The sequence below is a fragment of the Virgibacillus sp. CM-4 genome, from assembly GCF_000445495.1.
Classification (GTDB): Bacteria; Bacillota; Bacilli; order Bacillales; family Amphibacillaceae; genus Virgibacillus; species Virgibacillus salexigens.
In genome coordinates, this window is the sequence record NZ_AUQA01000002.1 from 629980 (window position 1) to 642474 (window position 12495).

At 37.0% G+C, this 12495-nt stretch carries 13 protein-coding genes; 3 read left to right on the forward strand and 10 right to left on the reverse strand.

The features are described from left to right. The first annotated feature begins 226 nt into the window (after positions 1–226). Positions 227–1075 carry a GNAT family N-acetyltransferase gene (locus M948_RS26700; protein WP_231378651.1) on the forward strand — a complete coding sequence of 283 codons (849 nt, stop codon included), beginning with the start codon at positions 227–229 and terminating at the stop codon, positions 1073–1075. Positions 1076–1178: 103 nt separating this feature from the next. On the opposite strand, the gene hpaB is transcribed toward M948_RS26700, so the two are convergent. Next, complete coding sequence (hpaB, locus tag M948_RS26705) at positions 1179–2618, reverse strand: 4-hydroxyphenylacetate 3-monooxygenase, oxygenase component (protein ID WP_021289457.1); 1440 nt, start codon at positions 2616–2618, stop codon at positions 1179–1181. Positions 2619–2939: 321 nt separating this feature from the next. On the opposite strand from hpaB, the gene M948_RS26710 reads away from it, so the two are divergent. Beyond that, on the forward strand, positions 2940–4328 hold the full coding sequence (locus M948_RS26710; RefSeq protein ID WP_021289458.1) for a hypothetical protein: 1389 nt from the start codon (positions 2940–2942) through the stop codon (positions 4326–4328). 246 nt (positions 4329–4574) lie between these two features. On the opposite strand, the gene M948_RS26715 is transcribed toward M948_RS26710, so the two are convergent. Then, positions 4575–5351, reverse strand: a complete 777-nt coding sequence (locus tag M948_RS26715; RefSeq protein WP_031335077.1) for an SDR family oxidoreductase — start codon at positions 5349–5351, stop codon at positions 4575–4577. A 144-nt stretch (positions 5352–5495) separates the two neighbouring features. Between M948_RS26715 and M948_RS26720 the strand changes: the two genes are divergently transcribed. Further along, positions 5496–6218 carry a 3-ketoacyl-ACP reductase gene (locus tag M948_RS26720; RefSeq protein WP_021289460.1) on the forward strand — a complete coding sequence of 241 codons (723 nt, stop codon included), beginning with the start codon at positions 5496–5498 and terminating at the stop codon, positions 6216–6218. A 158-nt stretch (positions 6219–6376) separates the two neighbouring features. On the opposite strand, the gene M948_RS26725 is transcribed toward M948_RS26720, so the two are convergent. From M948_RS26725 to M948_RS26755, 8 genes are all read right to left on the reverse strand, one after another. Next, the gene (locus M948_RS26725) at positions 6377–7951 is read right to left on the reverse strand and encodes a metal ABC transporter solute-binding protein, Zn/Mn family (RefSeq protein ID WP_021289461.1); all 1575 of its coding nucleotides are present in this window, start codon (positions 7949–7951) and stop codon (positions 6377–6379) included. Positions 7952–8145: 194 nt separating this feature from the next. Beyond that, positions 8146–8475 carry a Fur family transcriptional regulator gene (locus tag M948_RS26730; RefSeq protein ID WP_231378652.1) on the reverse strand — a complete coding sequence of 110 codons (330 nt, stop codon included), beginning with the start codon at positions 8473–8475 and terminating at the stop codon, positions 8146–8148. Further along, the gene (locus M948_RS26735) at positions 8472–9326 is read right to left on the reverse strand and encodes a metal ABC transporter permease (RefSeq protein WP_021289462.1); all 855 of its coding nucleotides are present in this window, start codon (positions 9324–9326) and stop codon (positions 8472–8474) included. The genes M948_RS26730 and M948_RS26735 overlap by 4 nt, the downstream gene beginning before the upstream one ends. After that, positions 9326–10093, reverse strand: coding sequence for a metal ABC transporter ATP-binding protein (locus M948_RS26740; RefSeq protein ID WP_021289463.1), 768 nt, complete (start codon positions 10091–10093; stop codon positions 9326–9328). The genes M948_RS26735 and M948_RS26740 overlap by 1 nt, the downstream gene beginning before the upstream one ends. A 177-nt stretch (positions 10094–10270) precedes the next feature. Beyond that, a complete protein-coding gene (locus M948_RS42735) occupies positions 10271–10525 on the reverse strand; it encodes a GTP-binding protein (protein WP_081674597.1) in 255 nt (84 codons plus the stop codon). A 446-nt stretch (positions 10526–10971) separates the two neighbouring features. After that, positions 10972–11241, reverse strand: coding sequence for a 30S ribosomal protein S14 (gene rpsN, locus M948_RS26745; RefSeq protein ID WP_021289466.1), 270 nt, complete (start codon positions 11239–11241; stop codon positions 10972–10974). A gap of 166 nt (positions 11242–11407) precedes the next feature. Next, a complete protein-coding gene (locus M948_RS26750; RefSeq protein WP_021289467.1) occupies positions 11408–11881 on the reverse strand; it encodes a GTP-binding protein in 474 nt (157 codons plus the stop codon). A gap of 260 nt (positions 11882–12141) precedes the next feature. Continuing rightward, positions 12142–12426, reverse strand: a complete 285-nt coding sequence (locus M948_RS26755; protein ID WP_021289468.1) for a hypothetical protein — start codon at positions 12424–12426, stop codon at positions 12142–12144. Positions 12427–12495 lie beyond the last annotated feature (69 nt).

The window sequence follows — 12495 nt, forward strand, 5'->3', positions numbered from 1 at the left end:
TTAATCCAATCAGAGTGTAGCATACTTCGTAAATTTACTGAAATAGTTTTCCTTTATTAATGATTGGGCACACCGAAATTTTGAAGTACCCCAGCAAAAGGAGGGAACTTAAACATGATGATAGGAAACAATGTTTCTTAAAGGGGATACAGACAAATCCTTTTTCCAAACTATTGCTAATCGTTATACTATACTTACATGCTTGATAGGGAGTGAACAAACCAAGTTGCAACAAATTCGCAGATTACAAATAGAAGATGAGGCATATTTTGCTGCCATGGATACAGGAATAGAAGATGATTATATCCAACGAATTTTTCATCGATTAGTTACTGATTCCAATCGATTGTATGGATTATTCTCAGACAAACAATTGGTAAGTCTTGCTGGCTTTTCTGTATATGCCAAACGCTATGCCATGCTCGGGAGATTGCGAACAGATCGCAGGTATAAGAGGAAAAACTTTTCAACAGAAATGATGACGTACATGATAAATGAAGCTGTGCAACTTCCAGGCATCCATTGGATTGGGGCAAATACGCAGGAAAACAACTACCCTGCACGCCGTGTGTTAGAAAAATCGGGGCTCACCCCCTATATCAGCTTACATGGTGCGACTGCCTCGGACACTTCTGCTTTAACAACAGGAGAAGAGATTTGGCAACCGATTCATGATTTACAGAAAAAGAAAGGCTGGATTAATCAAGCATACATAAACAATCATGCCATTTTCCCTTATGAATGCTATTATTCTTTTCCTGCAACCGAAGATTTATTTACTGAGGAAAATTTACAAACATGGGAGTTCTATGAAAACCCTACAAGCACACGTTTTATCATTACGAAACATGATCAGAAAAAATATGATTATTTACATGTTGCCTACCCGTGGAATGATATCACAAGACAAGCAGGTCTATGGGAAACGATTACTTATGCCTATCGGAAATTATGTAGACGTACAAAAAAACCAACCTTTATATGGATAGATCTAACAAAGGAAGAAGCAAAAGCCCTTCCTGCTAATCATGCATTTGAACTTCCCTCTCCTTGGATCCTATATGGTAAAGATTGAAAGTCTTTTTAACCGTCTAGAATTGCGCGATTTAACCAGAAATCGCGCAACTTTGTCTTTTGATCGAGCAGTAATTGCAATATTCATGCTCCTCGACAATTCGCTATATTTCATCCATAAACGATTGAACAAATTCCCGCGCTCCCTGCTTATCATACCCAAAATACAATTCACTCGCTAATTTATATGGATTACCGAAGAAAAAACGCTCATATTGGGTTTGTCTTGTTCCAAATGGACTCATGGTTAAATCCCATGCTAATCGAAACAATTTAACACGTGCTTCTGCATCTAATGTGGCACTTTGTAAATATTGATTTAAATCACAACGGAGTTCTGAATTAAAATCTGCTTCTGTTGGAATAGAGATTAACCCGCTTGCTCCAAGTAATTGAATAATTTCAATTACCCTAGGATAAATAGTTGGAAAAGCACTGCTGGCCGCTTGAAGGGGAGCAACTTCCGGCCGCATTAAACCAAATTCATCTGTTTTGGCATTTGCTTCTGCTTTGGTTAATAATCCTTTCATCGATTCCAGTCCAACAATCACATCAGCCATTTTACTTTGAACATTTTCATAGCCAGCTATTTTGATAGATTGAATGATCTCCTCTGCAACCCCTAGGGCAAATTCCAGCTTCACAATCTGCCTATGGATGACTTGGTGTAAATTAAATGGCAAAAATGCGCTCGAGCGCTGGAAATGATTGCCCACCTCAATATTCTTATACGAAAATATCCTTTCCCATGGAATAAGTACATGATCAAATACAACAATTGAATCCATTTCTTCAAAGCGTGAACTTAGCGGATAATTAAAGGTTGAATCTCCTTTTTGAAATGACTCTCGACAAATGAATTTAAGTCCCCTGGCATTACTCGGTATCGAAAAGAAATAGGCATTATCATCTTCAAAGATTCCGCCTGCCGAAAACACCAGAATTTCATCGGTCATTCCTCCCTGTGTCGCTAGCAGCCTCGCTCCCTTAATAATGACTCCTTCGTCCGTTTCATCAACAATTCGGGCAGCAATAGGATCTTTACTATCTTCCACATAATACTCCGACCGATTTACTTGTGGATTAATAAATGTATGGGTAAACGATAAGTCTTTTTCTCTAGCTTCCTCATAAAACTTGACAAGCCGTTCGGGAAAGCAATTTGTTTTCCCTTTTAAAAAAGAGGCAGAAGCTGCAAATGCCATGACGATCGTATTCATATAATCAGGACTTCTCCCCATCATTCCACCATGTTTCTTGGCCCATGTCCGGATCATCTTTCCACGTTTAAATAGATCATCTTTAGTAATTGGTTGTAGATACGAGGTTCCAATTCGGTCCCCTGTAGTAGGAGAAGGATACGTCATTAATTCTTTGTAATTATCCTTAAGCTGTATATCATACAGCTCAGCTTGGCTTTTCATTGCTCCTCTAAAAGCAGGATGCTGTGATATTGGTCCAGATATTTTTTGCCCATTATACCAAACTTCTGTTTTAAGCTGATCAATGCGCCGTAAATAATCATCACCTGATATGGCTGGCATTTTCCTTTACACCCCTTACATATTTTCCAGTTAAACACCTATATTTCAATATATTATCGAGTATGAATTATGTTCACATACGTTTTAAACCAATGATTATAGCACCAAAAAGATATTCTTATTCGACGTTTCCTTCCCTGTTATTCCAATTACAATTAGCAGGGGTTCATTATTCATGAAACAGCCTTGAACACGAACTATTTCCAGCCTGGCATACGTCTGGATTGTAAGGTTAATCATTTACCATCATCATTCATTTATGATAATCTTAAATCATATACATAAGCATTATGGTTCTTACTTTATATAAGGGGGCTAATCATGGAAAATCAAATGATTACAGTAAAAAATCACCAACAATCCATTCCATTAACGATGAAACGGATGGCAATTTACAAACGAAGCCGAATAGTTGAGGCGACCGACGACAACGAGCAAACGTATCTATTGTTTTTCCATCTTGATCGCTACTTAACCTATGCAAAAACCCAAAAAAAACATACCAATTCACATATTGGCAACGCCTTTCAATCTGGACTAACCGTATCCTTCCCCCACCCGCTCATCGACTGGCAAATAACAAGCTCCACTTATAAGAAGTATAAATTCAATGAACTCTTCAAAAACTTACAACGTGAATACGGGCCTCAAGAAACTGCTCTCATTGCAACTTATTTTGAGTCACTCATTCCCAAAGAAAAACTTGCAAATCTTATCGAAAAACTTTGTTATAAAGAGAGACGTGATGGAAAATTACTTTCTTGCTACCGCCTATATACGATTCTAAAATCCTTTTCTCCTAATCACCGATTGGTCGAAGCCTTTTCGACTGACCTATCCTTCACTAAATACGATGAACAATACAAACATCAAGACGAAAACATGCTCGCGAAAGATCCAATTTATATAGAAAATCATCTGTATGATCAAAAATATAGTGCGTTTGATCAACTTAGTGCTCTTTATAGACAGCAAGCGCGATGGGTAGATCTTATAGCCATCACCATTGCTCAAGCAGCATACACTAAGAACGAGAATGATTATAAAAAGCTATTAACAATGCTTCATCATCATTTCCCTGACGTACCAATAACAGAAATTCTAAAAGACTTATATACACGTAATTTAACGATTGCTTCATTTTTGCAAGATTTAATAAATGCTTATTTAGCAATAGGAGAGTGGGAAAATGCCTTGCATTTACAAAATCAACATGATCTCTCTCTAACATCTGCTCAAATCCAATCGCTGGAAGCCATCACCAACAAGACTGAAATGAATTTTGATGCTATTTCACCGTTCGAACTTCAACAATTAATTCGTACGATAGCCAAAGTAAATCCAACACAAGCAAGCAAGATGTTACATCAAGCAATTTGTGCATTACTAGAAAAACACAAATTAACCTATATCCAAAATTGGTTATCTCCGTTTAATGATCTTCCATTAGCGCAACTAGACATTCAAAAAATCAAAGAAATGATTCATATTTTCGAAGAGCCGAATCAGCAGCGCAGGCTAGGTGAATTGTATCATTATTACCATCAACCTGAACGTGCAATTGAGTGTATGAGTTGGGATATGGAGCTATATGAAGATGACCCTAAACCAGTAGAATGGCTGGCAAAACTCTATTCCGAACTAGGCATGGAAGCAGAACATAAAGCATACCAACAACTCTATGTGGATATGGTTAAACGATCCTCATAAGAGGATCTCAATAAGAGGAACCAAGCCTTAATGAACCGAACAATTTGAGGATCCAGAGGGGTGTACTCCATATGATAAAGGAAAAAATATTCACATCTGCTTAAGCACACCCCTTTTTTAGATTGGAAAGAAAAAACAGCCATCACTCTTATTAATCGCTATCCAAATGCGAGCTGGAATATTGCTAGAATGGCACACCGATCTAATTATTAGGGGTGTGATAACTTATTAAGCATGTTTAATCCCTCAACGTAGTAACGATTCAGCACCGTCAACAAAGATTTCTGTACCAGTAATATGGCTTGCTTCATCCGAAAGCAAAAAGTGGACTAGATCAGCAACTTGTTCAGGCTTTCCAGCACCATGTTCCAAAGGCTGACTCCCCTCGGGGAACACTACTGGAATTCTGATTTTAGCTAAATTAGCTTCATCCGTAAACGTATTTTCACCAATATTGGTTTGAATTGCACCGGGGCAAATAATATTGACACGAATACGGTATTCAGCTAACTCTAAAGCAGCCATTTTTCCAAACGCCATTTGGCCAGCTTTGGAGGAACTGTATGCTGCCATACCAAAACCAGTAAACGTACGATTCCCATTTATTGAGCTGGTAATGACAATACTTCCTCCATATTCTTTCAAATATGGTACAGCGTATTTCACTGTAAGAAAGGTACTTTTCAGATTCGTGGTTAATGTTTGGTCCCAATCCTCCGGACTTAAATCCTCAATTGGAGTAACCCGTCCATTAATTCCTGCGTTAACAAAAACGGAATCCAGCCTTTCCCAACGCTGAACAATACGTTTAATTGCTTTTTCCAATACAGCAGAATCAGCTACATCCGCTTGTACAACGATAGCCTCTCCTCCTTGATGTTCGATATCTTCTTTCACAGCTGCTGCATCACCTTCATGTAAATCAATTAAACCAACTTTTGCCCCTGACTTTGCTAATCTTAATGCTGTCGCTTTTCCAATTCCTGATCCAGCACCGGTTATGATCGCTACTTTTTGTTCCATCATCTCGTTACACTCCTCACATGCTTTTACGATGAAGTTTACCCGGTTTAATAAGTAGTATGTATGTTGATACGGTATCTTTGAATCTCTTGGCTACACATTTTATACTTAACAACATACTAGGATAGAAAGGAAGGGGTCAGATTGGGACAAGAGATTAAAGGGAAAATCGCCTATATTACTGGAGCAGGTAGCGGTATTGGTAAAGCCACGGCTCTAACATTTGCACGTGAGGGAGTACATGTTGGCTTAATTGCAAGAACAAAAAGCAAACTGGATGTAGTTGCAAAGGAAGCAACAGAAATTGGTGTGAGGGTAAGTGTCGCAGTGGCTGATATAGCTAACTTAGAAGAAGTAGAAGAAGCAATTGCCAACTTAGAAAGTGAACTAGGCCCAGCAGATATTCTTATTAATAATGCTGGAATTGGTGCGCATGGGGATTTGCTAGAAATGAATCCAGAAACATGGAAACATACATTTGAAGTCAATGTCTTTGGAACCTATCATGTTATCCGGGCTGTCTTACCACAGATGATTGAAAAAAATCAAGGAGACATCATCAATATCTCCTCTAGTAATGGCTTAAAAGGAACGGCAGGTTCTACCTCATATAGCGGGTCTAAATTTGCTATTCAAGGTATGACCGAAGCACTGATGCAAGAAGTTCGTAAAAACAATATTCGCGTGTTTACAATGAACCCAAGCCTCGTTGCTACAGAACTCGTCTTTGGAGATGAACTAGCAGAAAAAAACGAAGATAAATATATGCAACCAGAGGATCTAGCAGAATATATGGTAGCTCAATTGAAGCTTCACCCACGCATCTTCATTAAACAATCTTTACAGTGGGCAACCAATCCTTTTTAGATTTGCGCTAGAAGTAGGTAAACTCACCTACTATTACAGTGTGACAATATGTTACTTATTAATCAAATAGAAAGGCCGAAGGCTGTTACAACCACCTTCTGCCTTTCTGTTTGTTTTACATTAATCTTTGCTTTTAAACTATTTACATGGCTATAAAATCAATGTGCCATCATTTCATGAGCTACTTCATGTCCACTCATTTCTGATGGATAATAGGTTGGCCAGTTAGTGACCTCATTTAATAATGCTTCCCGATCATCTCCCCAGTACAAATGGTAGTGTCCAGCTTCAGTCGGATAGATGCTATGATCACTGAATTGAATATACTGAGGGAGTCCTTCGGATTCTTCTGCAAGTTTAAATATATATCTTACTCCCCTATTCCCTGCCTCATAATTTAAAATTTCATATCCATCATAGGTGTATTTACCAGAACGCTCTTCACCATTCTCAAAGAAAGTTACTTTATCTCCTTCAATTAAAATACGCTCAACATCTGTTTGGTAACCTTCCTGATAATATTCCTTATATTCTTCCATCGTCTTATCACCTTCATGTTCTGCTTTATAGGCAAAAACTTCATCAAGCGTACCATCTTGAAGTAACGGATAAACAGACTGCCAATCTCCTTCCCAATCTGAAAGGGAACGATCCTTCACTTGACTGTCCTCAAAATACCCTTCATAAATTTTCTCTGTTTCTTCATCATGCGCATGATTATGGGTATGCTCATGTTCACTTTCAGAGGTAGAGGCTTCAGATAAGGCTTCGGTTAAAACCTCTAAGTTGTGCTCCATAAGTGTAAAATAATTCTCTTTATTCTTAACATCTTCTTCGGTTAGAACAGATAAATTGTGTATTCGCAAGGTCTCTGCATCAATTTCTTTCCTCACAACATCTGCCACTTTAGGAGTTACATTCTGTTCAAAAAGCACATAGTTTAACCCGTGCTGTTCAGAAGTTTCTATAATACCTTGTATATCTTTTTGTGAAGGTTCATTGGTAGGACTTAATCCAGAGATAGCAATTTGCTCAATACCATAAGATTGCTCCCAATATCCGTAAGCAGCATGAGATACAATTATTTTATTCTCAGGTAAGCTTTCTAGTTGTGTATGGAATTCTGTGTCAAGTTCTTCAAGCTTTCCTTTAAGTGTTTCAAAATTTTTATTAAATACTTCTCCCTGCTCAGGTTTAAGCTCTACAAGGATATTCTTAATGTTTTCTGCCATCTCAATAGAGAGAATGGGATCTAACCAAACATGTGGATCTTTATCCCCGTGATTATGTTCATGCTCATGATTACCTTCTTCCCCCTCATGGTGATGATGGTCATGGCTATGTACATGCTCTTTTAAGTCAATTCCTTTTGATGCTTCTAGTATTGTTACATCTTCAGATTCAATAGAATCTGAAATCTGTTTAGCAAAAGGCTCTAAACCTTCACCGTTATAAATAAAAGCATCGGACTCAGCAATATCCACTATTTCTTCCGTCGTCGGTTCATAATTATGCGGATTTGAACCTGGAGGTAAAATTGTCTCCACGGAAGCTGCACCTCCTGCAATCTGCTCTGCAAAATACTGAAGAGGATAAACAGTAGTAAATAGCTTCAAATCTTTATTCGGTTTCTCTGAATTATTGCTATCATCACTACTACTTACTCCATTTCCGCACGCAGATATAACAAAAATAAACGTAACAAAACTGATAATGCCTAATATTTTTTTCAATATCTCCCCTCCTCTTTATTTTCAAAAAACATTATATCGTAATGATTACGATTTGTAAATAGTAATCATTACGATTAATAATCATAATTTTATTCCAGTTTCTTTAACTGGACTCGTACATTGTGGACATAAGCCATAAATTTCAAATTTATGGCTATGAATTTGATAATCTTTTAATCTATCATTTATCATATTCATCGGATAAAGTTCAAATGCTTTTGCACTCCCACATAGGTTACAAATAAAATATTAGTGATCTCCATTAGATTACATGCAAAGCGAAAGTATCTTTTACCATGAAGATTAGTCATTTCTAATAATTTCTCATTCGCTAACAGGTATAAGTTCCTATAGATCGTATCGTGGCTCACATTTGGCAAAACTTGTTGAATGCTATATAAAATATCTTTAACAGGAATATATCGATCTTGACTTATAAGAAAATTCAACATATGCTCTCTCTGTTTTGTATGCTTATAACCCTTCTGTTTTAACTTTTGAATGGCTGTACTCAAATTCATCATACTCCCACCTTAATCAAAAATAGCGTATTTATCTTTTTATAAGCCATCGTTAAAATAAGAATCAGCACTGCTGTCATTACAATCGTACCTCCTGGAGGGATGCTTAAATGATAAGCAGAGAACAAACCGATAAGAACAGATATTTCACCAAATAGTACCGATAACCCGATCGTTTGTTTAAAGCTCTTGGCTATTCTTAAAGCTGAAGCTACCGGTAATGTCATTAAAGCTGAAACGAGTAGGATTCCCACTACTTGCATCGAAGAAGCGATAACTAGTGCCACCAGCAAAATAAATAGAAAATGGATCCAATGTCCTTTAACTCCTGAAACCCTAGCGTTTTCTTCATCAAATGATAAAACAAATAACTCTTTATAAAACAAAAAAACAAGTAAAATCACAGTAAATGTTATGATCAGGACGGTCCACATATTGGAACGGCTTACAGCTGCTACACTTCCAAATAAATAGCTAAACAGATCCGTGTTAAAGCCGTCTGCTAGAGATATGAAAACGACGCCTAATCCTATACCTCCAGACAAGATAATAGGAATGGCCAACTCTTCATAACTCTTATACACGCTTCTTAAACGTTCGATTAGAACAGCCCCTAATACGGAGAAGGTCATCCCCATGAATACTGGATTCCAATCATTTATCCCAGTAACTTTCTTTTCTAGTAAAAGACTGGCTGCAATCCCGGTTAATGTAATATGAGAAAGAGCATCTGCAATTAGAGACAGCCTGCGAACAACGATGAAAACTCCAAGTAATGGTGCAACCAGACCAATTAATATTCCTGTCACTGCAGCATTCTGTAAAAACTCATATTTTAAAAAGCCTTCGAGCATCAGGACATCACCTCCATATGATTTAGTTGCTGGTGCATGTGGCCATAAATTGGGTTCGGCTCGTTTCCATTGTATTGATTATATTCCTCCGGAGTACCATGAAACCTTATGGTTCTATTCATGAAGACCAGATGAGTTGCATGCTCCGTAATCGTAGCTATATCGTGTGTGATCATAAGAAGGGTGATACCATGATTTTTATTTAACCTTGCAAGTAACTCATAAAACGCGGTGACATGCTTTTCATCAATTCCCACTGTTGGCTCATCAAGAATTAATAACGAAGGGGCACTAACTAAGGAGCGTGCGATAAGTACTCTTTGCTGCTGACCGCCTGATAGTTCCCCTATATTAGATTTTGCAAATTCCTCCATTTCTACAATTTTTAATGCCTCTAATGCTTTTTGCGTATGCTCACGTTTTAGGAAGCGGAACATACCTAATCTTGAGACAAGGCCGGATCTTACGACTTCTAAGACACTCGCCGGAAAACCTGAATTGAAACTATTGGACGTTTGTGAAACGTATCCAATTTCCCTCCAATCCTTGAAATGTTTAAGTGGTTGGTTAAATAATTGAATACTTCCTTTATTAGGCTTAATGAGACCAAGAATCAGGTTTACCAAAGTAGTTTTTCCGGAACCATTTGGTCCTACCAATCCAAGGAATTGCCCCTTATCTATTGAAAAATCCACTTGCTCAACTGCCCATTCCTTTTCATACTTAAAAGAAACGTTTTTTACTTCTACAACCTGCTGTTCATTCATTTGATCCCCCCTCAAATATGATTAATTCGAACTTGCAAGATACTGAGTGATTATGTTTTATATTTACGAATGGAATTCAAATTTGCCTAACAAAAATCATAATCATTACGATTTATATTGTCTAATTATGAAACAAATGCCTCTTAAATCAACAATATTTCTTCTTGTTCAAGGTCCTTAGGTAAATTCAGGCAATGGATCATGAAATTTTCTCCAATCCTGCTTCGTCTCTTCATCTGTTAGTAAGCACTGATTTAAACCCATGATGATCTTCTCTTCACTCATATCTACGCCAATAAATACCAACTCTGTTAAACGATCACCATATTTTTCATCCCACTGCTCAGCTATCCCTGGTTCCTCATGTAAGATTTTTATTCTTTCCTGTTCAGGATAAGCCGCTATCCACTTCCCTACACCTTGGATAGCGATGGATGTGCCAGTTTTCGAACCACTTGATTATTAGAGAGTGGCACGCCCATCCGCCTTCAAACCATGAAAAGTCCTTCCACAGTCCCCTGTTTCCAACACTCATTCACGCCTGCCCCCTCCATTTTATCCAGGCTATGCTGATTAAAAATATCTAATCGAGGCCTTGAATATCTTCCTTTGAAGGGTTGAGCATAGTCATTTGACCGGGCGTATTTTTTTAAGCTGTAGGGATCACTAGCAGGGTAATGGAACAAGGGAGATCTTAAGTAAGACATGCCTATTTTTTTGTTAGTGTTCGCCACACTTACATGGGATCTGGATAGGAATCAATAATCAAAAAATCCTCTTTGTTGACTTTTTCTAGTAGGCGAGTGGCCACACTGCATCCTTGAACACCTCCGCCTATAATGATCCACTTATACATAAACAAAGTTCCCTCATTTTTCTTACCAACTTGATTTTTTCACACCTGGTATTTGCCCTTTATGCGCATAATCTCTAAAAGCGATCCGGGACATTTTAAACTTTCTCATATATCCTCGAGGTCTCCCTGTTACTTCACATCTGCCTGTTAAACGTGTCGGCGAAGAATCACGTGGTAGCTTTCTTAGTGCTTCATAATCTCCTTTTGCCTTTAACTCTTTTCGTAATTCTGCATATTTTGTTACCATTGCTTGTCTTTTCTTTTCTTTTGCAATTTTAGATTTTTTTGCCATTTTATCTCACCTTTCCCTTTTATCAATTAAAAATTGTTTTCCACTTCTTAATAAATTCAACTTGCAGTCGTGGCAGGATCATAGAGCGATCAGATGATTCAATGGTTAAGCCCTGCCATCGAACGTTGTATTCAATAGAAAACCTTCTTCCTTTAAATCGAAATCATTACGGTTTTGATTTAAAAATTTTTTCCGATATACATCTACGGAATTGCCTAGTAAGTTTTTCCTTATTTAAGTTCTTACCAATAAATACAAGTTCACTTATACGAGTATCCTCCTCCCTCCAGTTACCTTTTTCTTCTCCTGCAAAAAGCATATGAACTCCTTGAAAAATATAACGCTTATCTTTTCCTTCTATGTTTAAGACACCTTTATAACGATATAAATTCTCGCCTTGTATTTGAACAAGATAAGAAAACCACAAGTTAAGTTTTCTTAAGTCAAGCGGTCTTGTTTCTTTCAATAATAATGAAGAAATACTCTCATCATGATGATCCTTTGCATTTATACCATTTGCATTTAATCTTAACTTCTCGTTCAAGTCAAAAGAATAGATATTTAGCACATTACGCAAATCAATTTGACTATTTAAACATACATATTTGGTAGCTGTTGGGTTCATTTTTTCTAAACGCATGGTTAGCCTATCCCAATCATCACAGGTGACTAAATTCGTTTTGTTCTAATTGACTTAATGATTCATCTTTATACTCTAAATGTTTTTATTTCTTTAGTTGCTTATACAATAGTTTAATATCGAATAAACCAAATCGTAATGATTACGATTTATTGTAATAGAAACGTACGCATTTGTAAACTATAAACCTTTACAGCTTTTTCACCTTTATTGTTGCAAATGGTCTATGCCGACCAAAAAAAGGAGCTAAGTCAAAGGATTTAATTCGAAGGTATAGTCACATAAAACCACTTTTTGTTTCTGCTATCCTTATCCATACGAGAAATAATTTCTGTATAATCAACCCATAAAACCTTAGCATGCATTTCTTTTAATTTCTTATGAATCTTTCCCTCCAATTCTTTCATAACTTCTAAAAGTTCAAATAATGGCATATTAAAATGTTTAGCTATTTCCTCATGCAGCGAATATTTCTTCACTTGAATCATGTACTGTTCTGCTGTTAAGATGCTTTCTGTTAACTTATCTTCCATTTTTATTACCATACGATAAATTAATCGATCCTTCTCTGAGAACTCGTTTAAAATTCTACGTAGAAACAGTTCATATTAGCA

Coding starts and splice junctions, on each gene's coding strand:
- hpaB (WP_021289457.1), bottom strand. CDS start 2,618: ATGCCAGCCATATCAGGTGATGATTATTTACGGCGCATTGATCAGCTT.
- M948_RS26735 (WP_021289462.1), bottom strand. CDS start 9,326: ATGCTCGAAGGCTTTTTAAAATATGAGTTTTTACAGAATGCTGCAGTG.
- M948_RS26710 (WP_021289458.1), top strand. CDS start 2,940: ATGGAAAATCAAATGATTACAGTAAAAAATCACCAACAATCCATTCCA.
- M948_RS26750 (WP_021289467.1), bottom strand. CDS start 11,881: ATGCGTTTAGAAAAAATGAACCCAACAGCTACCAAATATGTATGTTTA.
- M948_RS26755 (WP_021289468.1), bottom strand. CDS start 12,426: ATGGTAATAAAAATGGAAGATAAGTTAACAGAAAGCATCTTAACAGCA.
- M948_RS26740 (WP_021289463.1), bottom strand. CDS start 10,093: ATGAATGAACAGCAGGTTGTAGAAGTAAAAAACGTTTCTTTTAAGTAT.
- M948_RS26730 (WP_231378652.1), bottom strand. CDS start 8,475: ATGATGAATTTGAGTACAGCCATTCAAAAGTTAAAACAGAAGGGTTAT.
- M948_RS26715 (WP_031335077.1), bottom strand. CDS start 5,351: ATGGAACAAAAAGTAGCGATCATAACCGGTGCTGGATCAGGAATTGGA.
- rpsN (WP_021289466.1), bottom strand. CDS start 11,241: ATGGCAAAAAAATCTAAAATTGCAAAAGAAAAGAAAAGACAAGCAATG.